General features: G+C 42.7%; 16 protein-coding genes and 1 other annotated feature. Of the genes, 15 read left to right on the forward strand and 1 reads right to left on the reverse strand.

Going from position 1 to position 18,861, the window contains the following annotated elements; genetic code table 11:
* Window positions 1-54: 54 nt before the first annotated feature.
* Complete coding sequence (locus tag NSS82_RS11575) at window positions 55-1,932, reverse strand: LTA synthase family protein (RefSeq protein ID WP_076272906.1); 1,878 nt, start codon at window positions 1,930-1,932, stop codon at window positions 55-57.
* Between the two features lie 304 nt (window positions 1,933-2,236).
* On the opposite strand from NSS82_RS11575, the gene NSS82_RS11580 reads away from it, so the two are divergent.
* The 15 genes from NSS82_RS11580 (at window position 2,237) to NSS82_RS11645 (ending at window position 18,810) form a co-directional block, all read left to right on the forward strand.
* Window positions 2,237-3,238, forward strand: coding sequence for a DUF4830 domain-containing protein (locus tag NSS82_RS11580; protein WP_076272905.1), 1,002 nt, complete (start codon window positions 2,237-2,239; stop codon window positions 3,236-3,238).
* Between the two features lie 43 nt (window positions 3,239-3,281).
* Complete coding sequence (locus NSS82_RS11585) at window positions 3,282-4,772, forward strand: stalk domain-containing protein (protein WP_076272904.1); 1,491 nt, start codon at window positions 3,282-3,284, stop codon at window positions 4,770-4,772.
* Between the two features lie 152 nt (window positions 4,773-4,924).
* Window positions 4,925-5,206, forward strand: a complete 282-nt coding sequence (locus NSS82_RS32690) for a DUF5808 domain-containing protein (protein WP_368073987.1) — start codon at window positions 4,925-4,927, stop codon at window positions 5,204-5,206.
* Between the two features lie 224 nt (window positions 5,207-5,430).
* Window positions 5,431-6,630: a saccharopine dehydrogenase family protein gene (locus tag NSS82_RS11590; RefSeq protein ID WP_036679313.1), complete on the forward strand. Its 1,200-nt coding sequence runs from the start codon at window positions 5,431-5,433 to the stop codon at window positions 6,628-6,630.
* Window positions 6,631-6,640: 10 nt separating this feature from the next.
* Entirely contained in the window at window positions 6,641-7,777 is a 1,137-nt protein-coding gene (nspC, locus tag NSS82_RS11595; protein WP_076125019.1) for a carboxynorspermidine decarboxylase, read from the forward strand.
* A gap of 495 nt (window positions 7,778-8,272) precedes the next feature.
* The gene (locus NSS82_RS11600) at window positions 8,273-8,896 is read left to right on the forward strand and encodes a deoxynucleoside kinase (RefSeq protein WP_036679318.1); all 624 of its coding nucleotides are present in this window, start codon (window positions 8,273-8,275) and stop codon (window positions 8,894-8,896) included.
* Complete coding sequence (locus tag NSS82_RS11605) at window positions 8,893-9,546, forward strand: deoxynucleoside kinase (protein ID WP_036679320.1); 654 nt, start codon at window positions 8,893-8,895, stop codon at window positions 9,544-9,546. The genes NSS82_RS11600 and NSS82_RS11605 overlap by 4 nt, the downstream gene beginning before the upstream one ends.
* A 282-nt stretch (window positions 9,547-9,828) precedes the next feature.
* Window positions 9,829-10,923, forward strand: a complete 1,095-nt coding sequence (locus NSS82_RS11610) for a collagen-like protein (RefSeq protein ID WP_256718540.1) — start codon at window positions 9,829-9,831, stop codon at window positions 10,921-10,923.
* Window positions 10,924-11,182: 259 nt separating this feature from the next.
* Window positions 11,183-12,364 carry a MalY/PatB family protein gene (locus NSS82_RS11615; protein ID WP_036679326.1) on the forward strand — a complete coding sequence of 394 codons (1,182 nt, stop codon included), beginning with the start codon at window positions 11,183-11,185 and terminating at the stop codon, window positions 12,362-12,364.
* A gap of 118 nt (window positions 12,365-12,482) precedes the next feature.
* Window positions 12,483-12,773, forward strand: coding sequence for a hypothetical protein (locus NSS82_RS11620; protein WP_076140901.1), 291 nt, complete (start codon window positions 12,483-12,485; stop codon window positions 12,771-12,773).
* A 62-nt stretch (window positions 12,774-12,835) separates the two neighbouring features.
* A complete protein-coding gene (locus NSS82_RS11625) occupies window positions 12,836-13,786 on the forward strand; it encodes a nucleoside hydrolase (RefSeq protein ID WP_076140902.1) in 951 nt (316 codons plus the stop codon).
* 156 nt (window positions 13,787-13,942) lie between these two features.
* Window positions 13,943-15,196, forward strand: coding sequence for a stalk domain-containing protein (locus NSS82_RS11630; RefSeq protein WP_076272902.1), 1,254 nt, complete (start codon window positions 13,943-13,945; stop codon window positions 15,194-15,196).
* A gap of 62 nt (window positions 15,197-15,258) precedes the next feature.
* Window positions 15,259-15,490 (forward strand) — a binding site (T-box leader).
* Between the two features lie 62 nt (window positions 15,491-15,552).
* On the forward strand, window positions 15,553-16,359 hold the full coding sequence (locus NSS82_RS11635; RefSeq protein ID WP_076098475.1) for a class I SAM-dependent methyltransferase: 807 nt from the start codon (window positions 15,553-15,555) through the stop codon (window positions 16,357-16,359).
* Window positions 16,360-16,403: 44 nt separating this feature from the next.
* Window positions 16,404-17,324: an AraC family transcriptional regulator gene (locus tag NSS82_RS11640; protein ID WP_076272901.1), complete on the forward strand. Its 921-nt coding sequence runs from the start codon at window positions 16,404-16,406 to the stop codon at window positions 17,322-17,324.
* A gap of 532 nt (window positions 17,325-17,856) precedes the next feature.
* Window positions 17,857-18,810 carry a radical SAM protein gene (locus NSS82_RS11645; protein WP_038569765.1) on the forward strand — a complete coding sequence of 318 codons (954 nt, stop codon included), beginning with the start codon at window positions 17,857-17,859 and terminating at the stop codon, window positions 18,808-18,810.
* Window positions 18,811-18,861: the final 51 nt, after the last annotated feature.

Here is an 18,861-nt window from a genome sequence, read left to right on the forward strand (position 1 = left end):
TGTCTACTTGACGGGGTGCAGTTCATATTTGGCTGAGGGGCATTCTTTTTATAGTTACTCTGCATTATCCGTAGATGGTAAATCCGGCAGTTGTTGAATGTAGCTGTTAGACATATTTAGAAGCCGCTGAACGGCGTCAAATTGTTCTTTTGTCGAACCGCCCTCTGTTTCAGAGCCATCGATTAGATTAAAGTTGTCTCCATCATCGTAATCGACACCAGTCAAATACATGCTTGTGTCATTAATGAAAGAGCCGGTAGGCAAAAAGTGTCTGACAGGGAGCATGTTGGTCTGTTGGTTCATCAGATCTTCTCCGAAGTAGAGCTGATCTTTCATTGAAATCCCTAACAGGTTAGCTACAGTTGGCATAATGTCGATCTGGCCGCCAGTTTGGCTGTAGACCGTAGGTTGACCTACCCCTGGCGCATGTACGATGAAAGGAACGTTGAACATATCGGTATAACCATATTCGTGACCGACCATTTCTTCCATTAACGATTTCTCGTTGCCATCAAGGGAATATAGCGATACACCCTGATGGTCCCCGTAAAAGACAATGACGCTATCATCCCATAGACCACTGGACTTTAATTGATCCAGAAATTGTCCCATTGCATAATCTGCGTAATTTTGAGCTAGAATATAGTTGCCAACTAGGGTACCTTCATACCGTTTAGGCAGCGTCATTTTATTTTTTGACTCTGGCATTTTATAAGGGTGATGAGCACTCATAGAAATGACCATTGCATAAAAAGGATCATCTTTAGCATCCATTTTGACTAATTCAGGCACAGTCTTGGCATAGAGTACCTCATCAGAAGCACCGAATGCGATATGATCACCATCCCCATAGAACGCTTGATCGTAATACTTATCAAAGTCTAGGACTTTGTATAGAGTTTTGCGGTTCCAGAATTCTACGCTATTGGTGTGAAAGGTTGCTGTATTATATCCATTAGCTTTCATCAGCTTAGGCAGGCTCGGAAGCGCCTTATCCATATAATTGGATGAAGTGGCTACCTCGTGATGAGGAACGTACAACGAAGTATTCACCACAAATTCAGCATCCGAAGTTGTTCCTTGCCCGGCATTAGTATAGAAGTTATTGAAATAATGTTCGCTTTTCAAAAGCTTATTTAGATTGGGTGTTACTTCCTGTCCGTCAATGCTCAGGCCCAGCAAAAAGTTCTGAAAAGATTCCATTTGTACCACGATTAGATTTTTACCTTGAGCTGCCGCCCAGTACTTCGGTGAGACAGGCTCTGTAATCCCTTTGGTCTCGTTAATGGATTGTTGCGTGATTTCTTTGCTGTCGATTATTTCTTCTGTTTCCCTTGTATCGGCAAAAATAGTATAGACCTCGTAATTAAGAATCCCCATACTCTCCGCTTTTTTGTTCTCGTTCATACTGGCATGATTCGGCCAAACATTAAAGACACAAACTGCTAAGGAAACACTGATGATCCCAAACAAAGCGGTCCGGTTCATGCGGCGGTTCATACCTCTTTCTTTCCAGATCGCAATATATTTCGGACGGAACATAAAAAACATGAACACTACAATATCCACAAAAATGAACAAATAGTAAGGGTCCAGCAACGAGTATGTGCTTTCTCCCACCTTAGTTACTTTATCTGCTTGTTCCAAGGCATGATAAGTAGCAATTACACCGTAATATTTGTAATACATTAGGACGGCGAAATATATGACTGAAATCAATAGGTTGGCTATCATGTAATACAGAAATTTTCGTTTGGAAGCCATCCATTCAATAAGTCCAAATACGATAAAGAAAAATGGGATCTCTGTCAGCAGCATGCTCCAGTTAGGACCGTCGCTAAAAACTACGAACCAGGCCACTGCGCATTTTAGCAGCAGGACGAAGCTAAAGACTAGGAAGGGTTTGTTTTTTATATCAAAATCTTTTTTCACTCGTTATCATCCTCTCTGATGCAATTACACCAAGGTCCTGCATATACCTGTATTTCATGGAAATCCGTTGCAATATGCCGAAGCTTATTATGCTCCCGAAGTTATCAAGTGTCAAAAGGTGGACGAGAGTCCTAGAGTGAAGCAACAAGCGATTTATGCCGCATAAGCAGGTAAAATCAACGCCAATCCCAAACTACAGGGTCCTATGCGTATAAAATGATTTTAATAATTTCCAGTTTCCCGCAACTTTGTATAATATTCCTCAGTCTAAATATAGAGGAGTGATTAGAGAGGCGGGAATTAGATGACCCAGCGGCAGTTCATAACGATGATAACGATTTGTTTTCTTGTGCTCTTAAATTCAGGTTGTAATCAAGGGGAGAACTCCATTGGTGTGGAGCCTTCTGGCTCTATAGCTTCAACGTCTGTACCACAGGTAACGTCGACTTCTACTCAAGTAACCATGATTCCCGAAGACTTTTTGCTAACACTGGATTATAAAGTTCAGAACCATCCGGATACATTTGCAGTTGAGGTACCACAGAACTGGGAGGTTAAGCTGGGGGAGTATCCAGTGGGACTTTACTGGCGATTAGCGAATGAGTTCTCTAAAGATGCCGGATTGGATTTGACCCTGCTGAAGGGTGCCACGGTAGAGGTACAGCGGTATTCCTTAGTCGATGGTTTACCTGGTTCTGGCGAACAAAAAGAATTTTCTTATCCCTCCAATCTCGTTTTGCTTGTGCAATCAGGAAATACCGTTGGGGCTTGGCTGGAATTTAATATTCAAAGTATCGGCCCTTCTATTAAGAAGCGTAGCTTGACCGACATTACAGGATTTACATTTGAGGAGTGGACGGAGAGAGAAGGTTTGTTTGCTAAGGAAGGTGAGAATGGTGACTTAGCCTCATTAGGCCATTTCGAGCTGCTGGATGCTTTTTTTCAGGCTATACAGGTTGGTAATCATACCCGCGCCCGCGCATGTTTGAATCCTAATGCCTTACTCACTGCATTGACGGTTAACCGTCAAGAGCATCAACTCTATAACCCGGGTTTTGGTGGTGAAAATGCTCTCAGTGAAAGTATTGTTGAGGCTAAGCCTACCTCTTATAAAGTGATGGATTATGATACTGGCTCTGAAATCAAAGACATCGGTGATCGCACAACGTTAAATATTGTGGTCGATCTGTATATGAAATCACTAAATCCCGTCTTCAATACCCCAGATGGCCGGGAGACTCGCTTCGCAGTGTTGACCAAACATGCTAACGGCTGGAAGATTGGAGGTTTTGGGACGGGACCGTGAGTTGTTGCGTTATCTATTTTTTAATAAAAAGGAGTGATCTCAAGTGTTTAAACAAAGCTTGATGTCAAAAGTGCAGGTAAGTCGGATTTGTAGAGTTGTTGTTGGGACTGTTCTTTGCCTGACTATGGTCTCACCTTTAGTGGCAGCAGCAGATAATGTGAATTCACCTGAAGAAAAGAAATTATTGTCTGGCATCACCCAACTGGACGCTGGTGACAGAAGTGCGTATGCCGTCACTGCGGATGGAACAGCCTGGGCGTGGGGTGGTGGGTATGGCTCTATTGGTAATGGGGCGACCACACCAGCGTATACTCCTGTCAAAATGCATATCGATCATGTAAAGCAAATCTCAGGTGGTTATCGCCATGACTTGATGTTGAAGGACGATGGAACAGTGTGGGCGGTAGGGGGGAACGAGCATGGACAACTTGGCATTGGAACACAGTCCTCTAAGATTCTTGTAGAGCCTGTTCAAGTGCAAGGGCTAACAGATGTGAAAGCTGTTTCTGCGGGGGGCACCTTTAGCTTAGCTCTTCTTAAAGATGGAACGGTCTGGGCGTGGGGAGGCAATGAACAAGGTGAACTCGGTGACGATTCGCGGAAAAACAAGCTAACCCCGGTGCAGGTGAAGGGACTACCCTCCGTCCTGTCTATAGCAGCGGGATCGAATAATTCAGTAGCTCTTGGTAATGGTGGAGAGGTATGGGTGTGGGGATCGCAGCAACCGCTGGGAACGCAAAAAGGCGTAATCTTAAAGCCTACGCTTATTAAAGGAAGCGGAGAATATAGAGCGGTTGATATGGATGGAGCCTATGGACTTTATGGGGCGGCATTGAGATGGGATGGTACAGTATGGATTTGGAATAATTACATAGATCCATATCTGGGAGAAGCTCTAAAGACTGTTCAGGTTCCAGGACTTACAGATGTCATTTCGCTGACAACAGATTCCGCAGTGAAGGCGGATGGGACCGTGTGGCAGTGGACGGTTGGCGATAAGAACAAGATTAATGTTACACAGTCTAAGGGTATTCAGAATGCAGTTTCCATTTCTAAAGGGAGCAGAAATCATTATGTACTCTTAAAAGATGGTCATGTCCTTGCCTGGGGAGCAAATGAATTTGGGCAGACGGGTCTGGGGGTCAGAGAGATCGAGGTGAATACGCCTCAGCTCGTGAAGAAATCTATTCAAGTATTGTTGAATGGGAATGAAATGGAACTGACTATGCCGCCACTACTAATTAATAATTCGACATATGTTCCTTTAAGAGGAGTCTTCGAGCAGATGGGAGTTAATGTTCGTTGGGATGTTCCATCGAGAGCTGTGGTCGCTGTAAAGGGATCTACAACTCTGATCTTGAATTCGGTAACTGGACAAACGACTGTTAATGGAAAGGTAATAGCAACAGATCAAAAACCGGTCTTCATTAATGATAGCGTTTATGTACCCCTCAGATTGATAAGCGAAATGTTGGGGGCGCAGGTAGAATGGGATGCAGATGCTTATGCAGTTCGAATAAATTCCAATAAATAAGTTGACTATTTATTAGAAGCTTTAGGCTGAATTCTCCTTCTGGAGAGTTCAGCTTTTTGCGTGGAGCGCAGAAGATTTAGAGGGAAATGCAATAACGGTAAACAAAGCGTATGCGATTTTGAAGAATGTAAGCGGGAATCTTTTCGAGGATTATTTATACGGATGATGATGAATATTGGAAAAATGGGACAACTTATAATTATCCCAATGATCGTTCAATTCTGGTCACGAAACGGATGGGCATAGCAACAACGATTAATATTGCGACAAAAACGGGTAAGAGTATATATTACGGCCTCTTTGTATTTGTTGCAGTGCTGTTGATCGGAATGGGTGGGAACTGTACGTCTTTACGCGGAGTTGAAAGGATGGTGAGGTTTTTCATTGATTTTAAAATAAATCGTATGAAGTATAACCCTCTTGTGATAGAATAATCTAGTTGCTCTAGTTTCTGAAAATCCACTCTGTTCCAGCAAAACACCTGATCTATACACGTGGATAATCGAGGAAATATGAGCATTTAAGAGTATTAACAAGATTTCTTAGAGATTTTACACAAAACACATCATTTTTTGTCGGTTTTTATTGATTTATTCAAAAATATTATGTATAATCAGCCTTGTTGATTTTGCAAATGGAATTTTAGGAGGTTTTTATTTTGGGAAAAGCGTTAATTATTGGCGCTGGCGGCGTAGCAAGTGTTGTTGTTCATAAATGCTGCCAGAACCCGGATGTATTTGAAGAGATCTGCATTGCCAGCAGAACTGTCGCGAAATGTGACGCTCTGAAAGATAAATTAGCCGGAGGCCGCACGAAGATTTCTACTGCTCAGCTCGATGCAGATAACACGGACGAAGTCATTGAACTGATCAAGAGCTTTGAGCCGGATGTCGTTATTAATGTCGCTCTCCCATATCAGGACCTGACGATCATGGATGCGTGCCTGGCAACAGGAGTGCACTATGTGGATACTGCCAATTATGAACCACAAGATACAGCGAAATTCGAATATTCCTGGCAGTGGGCTTACAAAGAAAGATTTGAGAAAGCTGGCCTTACCGCTTTGCTCGGCAGTGGATTTGACCCAGGTGTAACTGGCGTGTTCACGGCTTACGCGCAAAAACACTATTTTGACGAGATCCATACCATTGATATTGTAGACGCCAACGCTGGCGATCATGGATATCCATTCGCTACAAACTTTAATCCTGAAATCAATATTCGTGAAATTACAGCTAATGGCCGTTATTTCGAGAATGGCGAGTGGATTGAAACCGCACCACTTTCTGAGAAGAAAGTTTACGATCTTCCGGAAATCGGACCTAAAGATATTTATCTTTTGTACCATGAAGAGTTGGAATCCTTGGCTGTTAACATCAAGGGCGTGAAGAAGATCCGTTTCTGGATGACTTTCTCGCAGAACTACCTGACTCACTTGAAAGTGCTTGAGAATGTGGGTATGACTTCTATCGAGCCTATCATGTACGAAGGCAAAGAGATCGTTCCTTTGCAATTCTTGAAGGCAATGCTGCCTGACCCGGCTTCCCTGGGACCAAGAACAAAAGGTAAAACTAACATTGGATGTATCATCCAAGGTACTAAAGACGGTAAGCCAAAAACTTATTATGTATACAACGTTTGCGATCATGAAGAATGTTATGCAGAGGTTGGCTCCCAAGCCATTTCCTATACTACAGGCGTTCCTGCAATGATCGGAGCAATGTTAATTATAAAAGGAATCTGGAAGAAACCAGGCGTGTACAACGTAGAAGAGTTCGATCCAGATCCATTCATGGAAGCTTTGAATAAACATGGTCTGCCTTGGCAAGAAGATTTCTCGCCAACGCTGCTAGACTAAGGCGCGATTGATGGATATTGATATCAGCGTTGTCCCGTCACCATGTTACCTTGTAGATGAAAGATTGCTTACCCGCAATCTTGAGATTATGAATTCTGTACAAGAACGTACAGGAGCTAAGATTTTGCTCGCCCAAAAAGGTTTCTCTATGCACTCCTTGTATCCGCTAGTTGGCAAGTACTTGCATGGCGTAACTTCCAGCTCCTTATTCGAAGCCAGATTGGGCTATGAAAAAATGGGCAAAGAGGTTCATGTCTACGCACCAGCTTATGTGGACAGTGAATTCGATGAGCTTCTTGAATACTCCGATCACATTGTGTTCAATTCTTTTGACCAGTGGAATCGATTCAAGGATCGTGTGAAAAATGCACCGAAGCACATCAGCTGCGGTATTCGAGTGAATCCGGAGTATTCCGAGATCGAAGTTCCGCTGTATGATCCATGCTACAATTATTCCAGAATGGGAGTAACTCTCCCTAACTTTAGACCTGAAGAGCTTGAGGGAATTGATGGATTACACTTTCATACCATGTGCGAACAAAATTCAGACACACTGGAGCGTACGCTCAAAGTAGTCGAAGAAAAGTTCGGACCTTATCTCAAAGGGATGAAATGGCTTAATTTTGGTGGCGGTCATCATATTACACGTCCCGATTATGATCTGGAGACCCTTGTCCGCTGCATTTTGCATATGAAAGAGACTTACGGTGTGGAAATCTATCTGGAGCCAGGTGAGGCCGTTGCGCTTAATACTGGATATTTGGTAGCTACCGTTCTGGATGTTATGCATAACGGTATGGACATTGCGATTCTTGATACTTCGGCTGAATGCCACATGCCAGATGTACTGGCTATGCCATACCGTCCGAACATTATCGATGCTGGACAACCTGGGGAATATCCTTATACGTACAGATTAGGTGGAATGACTTGCCTAGCCGGAGATGTTATTGGAGATTATTCCTTCAAGGAGCCTTTGAAATACGGCGATAGACTCGTATTCCTAGATATGGCGCATTATTCTATGGTGAAGAACCATATGTTTAACGGCGTGAATCTGCCAGCTATCGTCAGCTACAATGACGAAGAGGGAATTAAAGTAATCAAACAGTTCGCTTTCGAAGATTTCAGCGGACGTTTATCTTAATAGAATGATCTAAAAAGGTGTCCCTTCAGGGACACCTTTTTTGCTATGGTTCCAGTCCTTTGAATGCGCGATGACATCTAGGAAAAGAGGAGTGATCCTAAAGGACCGTATGGCAACTATTGTTGTTTATTAGCTCATTTAGCTAAGGTTATGGACTGTATAGCTCTTATTGGTCGGATAGTGACTATTATTAGGGCGCATTTGGTAGAATAGCTGCAACTGAGTCCGATTGTATGCTGAAACAGCCGATTTTTCGGAAATAGAGTCTCCTCGGTCCGATTCATCCTCGTGGGGAGAAGATAGATGTCGAACCGATTTTTCAGAGGAATAACTCTCTTATATATGCGTTTATCTTACAGTTGGACACTTGTATTACTGGAAAAGTTTCTTCATAATTAGCCGCTCACAAGTAAGGTCTCATGTGATACAATAATTTAGTCTGTTTTTTAAAATTAGTTATTGAAGGGTCCGTATCTGAGGAGGAAGTCAGCATCAATGGAACATGCACCGTTTATTGCAGTGGAAGGCCCGATCGGGGCTGGAAAAACAACATTAGCTTCGATGCTTGCAGAGGAATTAAACTTACCGATTATTAAGGAGATTGTGGATGAGAATCCGTTTCTGGCTAAATTTTATCAGAACATGGATGACTGGAGCTTTCAACTGGAGATGTTTTTTCTCTGTAATCGGTACAAGCAGCTTGAAGATACAGTAACTCAGTACATAGATAAAGGTAAACCGGTGATCTCGGATTATCATATTTATAAGAACCTTATCTTTGGGGAACGAACGCTGAAGGGAACGAAACGAGAAAAGTATCGACAAATCTATCATGTGCTGACGGATGACCTGCCGAAGCCAAATATTATTCTCTATATAAAAGCAGATCTTGATACCTTGTTAAAAAGAATCGCCAAACGCGGACGCCCTTTTGAAGGGGATATGGATACTGCGTATTTGCAGCAATTGATAGAAGATTATGATGATGCGATGGGCTCTCTAGCGATTCAAGAGCCGTCTACCGTTATTATTACCATAGATGGAAATGCAGTCGATTTCGTGGAGAACCCAGAACACTTCGTCGAAATTGCCTCTCACATAAAGGAGCTAATGAAATGAATCCATATAACATCCCAGCTAACGCCATAATTACCGTGGCAGGAACCGTGGGGGTGGGGAAATCCACTTTAACAGGTGCTTTGGCTAAAAGGTTAGATTTTCAAACCTCGCTGGAGCAAGTTGATCATAATCCTTATCTTGAAAAGTTCTATCATGATTTTGAGAGATGGAGTTTTCATCTACAGATTTATTTCCTAGCCGAACGTTTTAAAGAACAGAAGAAAATGTTCGAAATGGGCGGTGGTTTTGTTCAAGATCGCTCGATTTATGAGGACACTGGTATTTTTGCTAAAATGCATGCGGATCAAGGCACGATGTCCAAGACAGACTATGAAACCTATACAAGCTTGTATGAAGCCATGGTCATGACACCCTATTTCCCGCACCCTGATGTGCTGATTTATATTGAAGGCAGTCTTCCTTCTATTTTAGCGCGAATTAATGAACGCGGCCGCGAGATGGAAATTCAAACGGACGTATCCTACTGGGAGCATATGCATGGCAGATATTCGAAATGGATCAATGAGTTTACAGCTTGCCCAGTGCTTCGTCTGAACATTGATGATTATGACGTAAATGACTCGGCATCAATGGCGGATATTCTCACGAAGGTAGGCAACACCATTCGTAAGCCTGTTGATAAAATATAATAGTTGATGATTAGCAGCTCCCGTGGTTTGGGGGTTGTTTTTTTATGTGCTCATAAAAAAACCCAAATCTATGATTTGGGCCTAATAGGGAAGTGTCAGTTGTCCTAATCATAAAATACGAAAAGTAAATAAAAATGGTGTGGACATTGTAATGTACTTAAGGGCCACCTCCTACTTTATTAGCCCTTTTTTATGAAAATAGGTTCCAGTCTAATAGAAACTAGTTATTGGTCCATGTCTAAAATTAGTAAGATGCGTACACTGAACTATATTTATAGGGAGGTGTACGCATTGAGTTGTCCAGACGATAAAAAGTGTCATAAGAAAAAAGTCGCCACTGTATTTCCTTCGAAAAGAAAAAGAAAAGAACATCGTCGAAAAGTTATTAAGAAGATTGTAAAAGTCACTTGTCCTCCACCAGAAGTGAATGTTACTACACCGACAGTCGTTGGTGCTACAGGACCGCAAGGGCCGCAAGGAGCACAAGGACTCCAAGGAATACAAGGGGCCCAAGGCGTTCCCGGAGCTCAAGGAGCACGAGGACTCCAAGGAGCTGAAGGACCTCCAGGACCCGCCGGCGGACCTCCAGGACCCCAAGGACCTCAAGGTGAACCAGGGCCAGCGGGAGCGATTGGTCCACAGGGTGTAGCGGGACCCGTTGGTCCTCAGGGTGCCCAAGGCGTGCCGGGTGCCCAAGGAGTTGTAGGTCCTCAGGGATCGCAAGGTTTACCTGGTCCTGCAGGAGCTATAGGACCACAAGGTTTTGTAGGAGCACCGGGAGCACCGGGAGCAACAGGAGCAACAGGAGCACCAGGAGCGCCAGGAGCACCAGGAGTAGCTGGAGCAACCGGAGCACCGGGAGCGGCCGGAGCACCGGGAGCAGCAGGAGCACCGGGAGCAACCGGAGCGCCGGGAGCAGCAGGAGCAACGGGGGCAACCGGAGCACCAGGAGGTGTATTAGGTTTTGCTGATTTTTTTGCCCTAATGCCTCCTGATAATGCAGCAACTGTAGCACCGGGCACAGACGTAAGTTTTCCTCAAAACGGACCTACCAGCGGGACGACAATTGCACGAACGGGTCCTAGTTCTTTTAATTTAGCAGCAATAGGGACTTATCAGGTGTTGTTTCAGGTTAGTGTAACCGAAGCAGGACAACTCATCTTGACTCTTAATGGCGCGGATCTCGCCTATACTGTAGTTGGACGCGCAACAGGTACATCACAAATCGTAGAAATGGCTATAGTGCAAACAACGGTTATTAACACCATCCTGACCGTTCGGAATCCTGCTGGTAACTCTACTGCACTTACTATTACTCCTCTCGCTGGAGGAACAAGATCTGTTTCAGCACATCTCGTTATTACACAATTAGCGTAATAAGGTGTATTTCGTATAGATAAGTTGGTCACCTTAATATTGGTGATTTTACTTATGATTATTGTAAAGAGGAGGACGAACGAAGGTCCTCCTCTTTATTCAGAGTATTTACTATTAACATTCTATTGTTTTTCTATCGTCTAACGACTTGAAATTAATCATCTATTTATGTGAATTCTTTTGATTCTATCTTAAGATGCCATATCGCTTTCCTCATGATACAATAAAAGATAAGTTTATAAGGATGAGGTGACTTTAGTTGAAGTATGATTTCGATCGCGTAATTGACCGCCGTAATACTAGCTCTTACAAATGGGATCAATCCGAGAAGTTGTTTGGTGAGAAGGATATTATGCCGCTTTGGGTGGCAGACATGGATTTTGAAAGTCCTCCCGCAGTGAAGGAAGCCATTCTGCGCCGCGCAGAACAAGGAGTTTACGGTTACAGTGTACCTAGTGATACTTATAAAGAAGCCATCACGTCATGGTTTAAAAGACGGCATGATTGGCAGATCAAACCGGAGTGGATTTCAGATTCTCCCGGAATTGTAACTTCCTTAAGCCTCTCTGTTGAACTGTTTACTGAGCCTGGGGACGAGGTTATTTTACAATCGCCAGTTTATTATCCCTTCTATGATGTCATCCAGATGAATGACCGGAAGGTTGCCAAGAATCCGCTTATCGTCCGTAATGGGCGCTTTGAGATGGATTATGAGCAGTTGGAAGGGCTGATGTTGGGTGGAGCTAAGCTGCTGCTGTTATGCAGTCCGCATAATCCAGGCGGTAGAGTATGGGAAAGAGAAGAACTGTTGAAGCTCGGTGAACTGTGCTTGCGCCACGGAGTGACAGTTATCTCTGATGAGATCCATTGTGATTTGGCGCTTCCAGGGTATGAGCATATTCCTTTTGCATCTTTGTCTGAGGAAATTGCCAATATTACGTTAACCACACTTGCCGCGACCAAAACCTTCAATCTTCCGGGGCTTCAATCCTCTTTTATCGTGTCCTCGAATCCGGAATTGAAACGTAAATTTGATCAAAAAATGAAAGCCTTGAGCTTACATATGGCTAGTTTCTTCGCGCAAGGAGCAGTACAAGCCGCTTACAACGACGGAGAAGAATGGCTGGATGAGCTGTTACAATATGTATCAGATAATGTGGATTATACTATTAGCTATTTGTCGGAGCATTTACCACAGGTTCATGTGATGCAGCCGCAAGGAACCTACCTGTTATGGGTAGATTGCCGCGAACTGAACTTGGAAATAGACGGTCTGAAGCAGCTGATGCACAAAGAGGCTAAAGTTGCGTTTAATGAAGGTTCTGTTTTTGGAACAGAGGGCAAAGGCCATCTGCGGATCAATCTGGCTTGTCCGAGATCTACGTTAGTTGAGGCATTGGAACGCTTTTGCAAGGCAGCCGCAGCTTATACAAAGAAATAAACGGTGATTTACTGAAGCTTGATGATTCCGCTAATGGGGTCGTTAAGCTTCTTTATTTTGCAATAGGGTAAAAAGAATAATAAAATGGAGTCCATTACGACAAGCAGGAGGACTGCAAATGAAATGGGTAGCCCAGCTTCCGTATTATAAGATACAACGAGAAATTAGGGATGGAGAACAACGAAGTGTTGCTTCCAATCGGCTAATGTATCTATATCAAGATAGAATTGTAACTCGTCATCGGGAATTCCCGCTAAAAGATATTTTCGATATGTCTTATCGTTCAATGGGGGATATGGGCGGCATGTTCTATCTGCACACGAGTAAGGGTGTGTATGCTTATTTGATAGAGTGTGATCCCAAGCGGTTTATTGAAGCCTTTAAAGAACAGGAATTGAATAAAAATTGAGCGACCCTCGTTGGCCGTGATATGATAGTTTTTATGAAAAAACATAATGGGAGAGAACATAAATGAGCAAAACACGAATTATTATTGATGCAGATACAGGTATTGACGATGCACTGGCGATTCTATATGCCTTACGCGCTCCAAACGTAATTGTAGAAGGGATTACAACCGTTTTTGGGAATATTGATGTCGAAAAGGCGGCGGACAATTCACTGCGGCTAATTGAGCTTGCTAAGCCCGGTTATGAGATTCCTGTAGCGATAGGAGCATCCAAGGCACTTGTTCGTGAGCACTCAGGCTACGCCACTCATGTGCATGGTGAGAACGGTATTGGTAATGTGGAAATTGCTCCATCCAGCCAGCGTCCCATTAGCGAAACTGCATCTGAGTTTATTGTTCGGATGGCTAATGAGAATCCCGGAGAGATTGTATTAGTCACACTGGCACATCTAACTAACCTTTCTATGGCGCTTGACATGGACCCTGGTATTAAGAATACTTTGAAAAAAGTAGTGGTGATGGGCGGTACGATCTTCAATCCCGGCAATAGAACACCGGTTGCGGAAGCGAATATTGCTGGGGATCCGGAAGCTGCTGATCATGTATTTACATCTGGGCTTCCTGTTATGATGGTGGGTCTAGACGTTACGCTTAAGACGCGGATTACCCAAGAGCATATCGATTTATTAAACCGTTTTGGACGTGAAGAAAATAAAGCGATCATTTCGTTCATGGAACAATCGCTTACTCATTATTTTAATTTCTATCGTGAAGCGAACTTTTTGATCAACAGCGCACCGCTGCATGATCCACTCGCACTTATGGTTGCGCTGCAACCAGATCTAGTAACCTACAAAGAGATGAATGTTCGTGTGGAGCACAAAGGTGAGTTCACATCGGGAATGGTCGTAGCGGACTTGCGGGCTCAGCCAAAAGTAGGTAAACCCATACAAGTTGCAGTGGATGTAGATGTTGAACGAGCAGTGGGAACCTTTTTGAGCGTGTTTATGTAATTTTGCCGACCTCTTCTAATATGAAAAATAATTTCGAAGCTCATAGATGACAATCTATTAATTTTACAATTGGATAATCTTTGGTAAAATGGTAGAGGACATATAAGAGTTTACAAGATTAGACTTCATATCATAGAAGAGGGAGACTTATCATTCATGAACAAGCGAATCGGTAAATTAGTATTATGTTTGGCTATTTCGCTAGGAGGCACCACGGCTTTAATCCACAATACCACACAGGCAGCCACAGCTGGTGGAGTTAGTATTGTGCTGGATGGTTATCCACTACCCTTTCCAGTAGAACCTGTTGTGATGAGCGGAACAACGATGGTGCCATTCCGAGCTATATCTGAAGCTTTGGGAATTAATGTCGAGTGGAATCAGGCGCAGAAGAAAATTACGGCTACCAAAACAGATACTGCAGGGACCAAAGTGGTAACCCTGACCCTTGGCAGCAAAAATGCAGGTGTTAACGGCGCGGTTGTGAAGTTAGGAGTTGCTCCGCAGACGATCCGGGATACAACGATGATTCCCCTTAGCTTTTTCGGCCAGCAGTTTGGTGCGGGTGTAGCTTGGAATCAAGCCACGAAGACCGTATCTATTACTTCACCGAAGACTGAACTGTACACTCTTGGTTTCTATGCTCTGAGTTCTTATAGTGAGATTTCCTTACTTCCTAATTTTGATGCTGTGGCCTTTGGTTGGAGTGGGATTGATAAAAGCGGGCAATTCACCACAACGGGGACTGATTTCAAATGGCCTCAGGCGGCTGGTGACGTAACGCCAGAATCGATTGTCACGAATGCAGCGGCAGGTGGAACAGCTCCTTATCTGATGGTCTTCTCTGGAGATACCGCATCAGAGTTAACTAAGAACCTGGAAGATAAGCAGCTTCAAGAACAGACGATTACTGGAATCGTAGATCTTGCAACGCAAAAAGGATTCCAAGGCATTACCCTGGATCTGGAGGGCCTAGGTCTAACAGGTGATAAGGCGAAGGTGCAAGCAGATTACAATGCTTTTGTGAAAAACCTATCACAAAAAGCACATGCAGCAGGACTTAAACTTACCGTTATTCTTCATCCATTAAATAGTTCTTATAAAGGATATGATTACAAAACTTTAGGAACACTTGCAGATGATTTGGTCATTATGGCGTACGATTATTTACAAGAGAAAAAAGTTCCAGAGCCGATGAGTTTAGTTGATGAAGGCATCCGGCTTGCGCTTCAGCAAGTGAGTAAGGATAAGCTGATCCTCGGGATCTCTGTGTATAGCGAAAACGAATCTTCAGTGAATTCGAAGGTAGGACTTGCTAAACGTTATGGTCTTAAAGGAATTGCGATCTGGCGTTTAGGTCTGATCGGACAGCCTGTCTGGAACGAAATGGGGAAGTCAGTAGAGCTGTAAGTGGAATTTGTATTGACAGGGAATAATTTCTAAATATATACTAGGTCAAAATACAATACGGAATAAACGTAATGATTGGGAGTATTAAGGAATAACTACTGCCCAGAGAGCTGCCGGTTGGTGCAAGACAGCGGAGTAGGTTCCCCAACTCACCCATGAGCGGTAAGATCGAACCTCAGTAGATCTTAACGGCTAACCCTCCGTAATCGGGTTCTAAGATTCGTTGTTTATTATAAGCAATAAGCAACGATCAAAAAGAGTGGTACCGCGAAGGTTAAACCTATCGCCTCTTTGGAGGCGATAGGTTTTTTCTGTTCTCTACAGAAAAAATACAATTGAAGGTGGGTGTTTTGGTAATGGGCAATATTATTGATTATTACTCCCAATTTGATGAGTGGGGAAGATTGGATAGGGAGCCGCTGGAGTTCATCATTAATCTGCATTATATAAAACATTATTTAACTACCGCACAATCTATACTGGATAATGGTGCTGGGCCCGGTAAGTATGCCATGGAGCTGGCGAAGCTGGGCTATAACGTAACGTTATCGGATCTTACCCCTAAGTTAGTTGAAATAGCTCAGCAGAAGGTTAATGAATTAGGATTAACTGAGCAATTTAAAGGTTTTCATGTGCTGAATGCAACTAGTTTAGAGGGAATATCTGACGAAAGCTTTGATGCTTCTCTGATGTTAGGCCCTTTATATCATTTGCAAGAAGAAGAGGATCGGATTTTAGCAGTTAAGGAATTGTTTCGTGTGACAAAGAAGAATGGCATCGTATTTGTAGCCTTTCAAAGTCGGATGAGAATGACTCTTACATCCTTACAGTTCCCACAACATTGGAAGCCTAATGACAACATGGATTCAATACAAGAGTTTTATGATAGCGGGATTTTTAATCATAAAGATGAAGGTAGGTTTACGGGAGCTTATTACTTCAATATTGAGGATATAAAACCTTTCATGGAGGAGAATGGATTTCGAACCATTGATTTAATTGGTTCTTCTAGCCTCGGAGCATTACTGACAAATGAGCAGAAACAATACTGGACAGACCGGGGTGAGCATGAGGAGCTCTTTGAATTTCTCATTAACGCAGCAAAGGATCCATCCATTTTGGGGATTTCCTCTCATCTGTTGTATATAGGGCGAAGAAAATAAATAAGGAAAAATCATTTTATCATCACGGGATTGAGGTAGGTCTAGTGAACAATGATTACAGGGTGCGTATTCAGACGGTTCTTCATTTTATCGAGGACAACTTAGATCAAGAGATAAATCTAGAAACGCTAGCTGAAGTTTCTAATTTTTCTAAGTATCATTTTTCTAGAGTTTTTTCTGCAATTACAAATAAAACACCAATGACCTATCTGACGGAAAGACGTCTATATCACGCGGTTACCTATCTTGAAACAACCAATAAAACCATGCTAGATATCTCAATTCTATGCGGTTTTAGTTCCATCTCAAGTTTTAATTCATCCTTTAGGAAACTGTTTAAGACAACCCCAAGCGAGATGAGAAGGTCAATGCAAAAACATAGCAATTATCAGTTAATGTCCAGCAATAATCAGGAAGAATTGTCTCCTTCTAAAAATTATGATGTGAGTATCAACATAAATAATTTTTTAAGGAGAGTATGGGAAATGAACATTGAGGTAAAAGAACTTCCAAGTTATCAAGTGGCATACGTAAGGCATGTTGGCAGCTATCTTGAAACGTATAAGGCATGGGGAACACTCAGCAAGTGGGTTGAGAAAAATGATTTACCGTCAACAGAATACTTCATTGGTATTTCTTTAGATGATCCCAGCGTGACTGACGAATACTCTTGTAGATATGATGCCTGCATAACCATTCCAGAAGAGTTTGTTAAAGAGGGTGATTCGAGCGTAGAGTTCAAAACTTTATCTGGTGGTCTTTATGCCTTATATCCGTTTTATGATACGATCGACAAATTGGCTATTGCCTATCAAAGTGTGTACGGTCAATGGCTACCTAATAGTGATTATGAACCGGATGATCGGTATGCGCTCGAATTTTGTATGAATGATCCATATACAGACCCTGAAGGTAAAGCAAAAGTTGATCTTTATATCCCTATAAAAAGTGTCGGTGGACATTAAAAACAAACTCTACTACTCGATTACAGTTCCATTCTCGATGGACGAAATGGTAGTAAAGCCCATAACCCCAGGTTTTATAGGTTTCACCAGTTTGAAGATAACCTGTAACATATATGCCTGAATGCGTATCGGTTTATCCATCACTCCACGAGGCTTCCGGACTCGGATGACGTTATTTGTATGTTATCAGCTATCAAAACATGATTTCGGACTCCGCTGGCATTCTTAAAATAGGATAATTTTAGGTTTAGGGTCAGCTGAGTCCGTTACAGGTTACTATGCGTATCTGAAAGTGATTACGCATGCGCTTCCGACTACGATTATGGTGAAAATTTGAGTGTTGTTCAATGGATTCGTTTATCAAGTGAGATCATAGAAATCTGGAAATAAGCAGCGGCAGATCAGTATTCGTTAATCAAACCGTGCAATCCGAATGTTATAAAACTCACATTAACCTAAGCCATAAACCTATATAATCTCTAAGGTTGAACTTTTGAACTAAATTCATTATTTTTCAGGAGGACTTTAGAGTATGAGATATAAAGCATTAGAGCTCGACAAACCGCTTACTTATGAGCTGGAAGGGTTAGAAATAGGGGTAACTTCGAACTGTAATTTCCGCTGCGATTATTGCTGTGCATATAATAGAAATGATGGACAAAGCATCAAAGCCAAAGAGGTCATCCGCATTCTGGACGAACTTCCAGGCCTTAAAAGAGTACGTTTATCAGGTGGAGAAGTGACGCTGAAGTTCGATGACTGTGTGGAAATTGTAACCTACTGCGCATCCAGAGGGATTCAGACACAACTGAATTCCAACGGCAGTCTTTTAAATGCTGAACGAATTGGCCAATTGGTTTCCGCAGGATTAACGACCATACATATTTCCTTCAATTTTACTACTGCGGAAGCTTTCTCAAAATATTATAATATTCATCCAAGCATTTATGAGAAAATAAGAGAAAATATTACCCTGTTCGCCGCAACAAGTGTAGATACTGTGCTGGAGACGCTGCTGTTCAGTGAAACCCAGGATAATATGAAGGAGATCAGCGATCATGTCTACGCAATGGGCGTGCGCACACATGAAATTCAGAACAGTATTATCATGGATCATACAGGGTGGAAGTCGATTGCTGCGCGGGAACAATTAAAGAATGCAGTGAGTGAGCTGATCGCACGGAAGAAAGAAGATACGATTCTGTATTTCACCTGCATGGACCGCTTTATGGACGCCCTTGGGTTCGAAGAGCAGCCGGGTGTGTATTTTCCTCACTGTATAGAGGGGAAGAAGCAGCTTCATTTGCATGGAAATGGCGACATTTTGATTTCAGAGCTTTGCCATCCGGTGATTATCGGCAACATTTATCAAGGAACTTCACTAAAAGATTTATACAATAATATGCCAGCGCCATTGGCACAGTTTTTGGATAAGCAACCTTGCCCAGCGCTGGATGCATTGTTTCCACAAGGCATAGAAGTTTGACACTCTATATAGATTACTTCGAGGGACCAATTTAAGAATTGGTTCCTATTT

Source organism: Paenibacillus sp. FSL H7-0735 (assembly GCF_038008505.1).
Lineage (GTDB): Bacteria > Bacillota > Bacilli > Paenibacillales > Paenibacillaceae > Paenibacillus_AQ > Paenibacillus_AQ odorifer.

Excerpts from the sequence above, each read along its gene's own strand:
- NSS82_RS11580 (WP_076272905.1), top strand. The coding sequence starts at position 2,237 with ATGACCCAGCGGCAGTTCATAACGATGATAACGATTTGTTTTCTTGTG.
- nspC (WP_076125019.1), top strand. The coding sequence starts at position 6,641 with ATGGATATTGATATCAGCGTTGTCCCGTCACCATGTTACCTTGTAGAT.
- NSS82_RS11600 (WP_036679318.1), top strand. The coding sequence starts at position 8,273 with ATGGAACATGCACCGTTTATTGCAGTGGAAGGCCCGATCGGGGCTGGA.
- NSS82_RS11605 (WP_036679320.1), top strand. The coding sequence starts at position 8,893 with ATGAATCCATATAACATCCCAGCTAACGCCATAATTACCGTGGCAGGA.
- NSS82_RS11620 (WP_076140901.1), top strand. The coding sequence starts at position 12,483 with ATGAAATGGGTAGCCCAGCTTCCGTATTATAAGATACAACGAGAAATT.
- NSS82_RS11625 (WP_076140902.1), top strand. The coding sequence starts at position 12,836 with ATGAGCAAAACACGAATTATTATTGATGCAGATACAGGTATTGACGAT.
- NSS82_RS11630 (WP_076272902.1), top strand. The coding sequence starts at position 13,943 with ATGAACAAGCGAATCGGTAAATTAGTATTATGTTTGGCTATTTCGCTA.
- NSS82_RS11635 (WP_076098475.1), top strand. The coding sequence starts at position 15,553 with ATGGGCAATATTATTGATTATTACTCCCAATTTGATGAGTGGGGAAGA.
- NSS82_RS11645 (WP_038569765.1), top strand. The coding sequence starts at position 17,857 with ATGAGATATAAAGCATTAGAGCTCGACAAACCGCTTACTTATGAGCTG.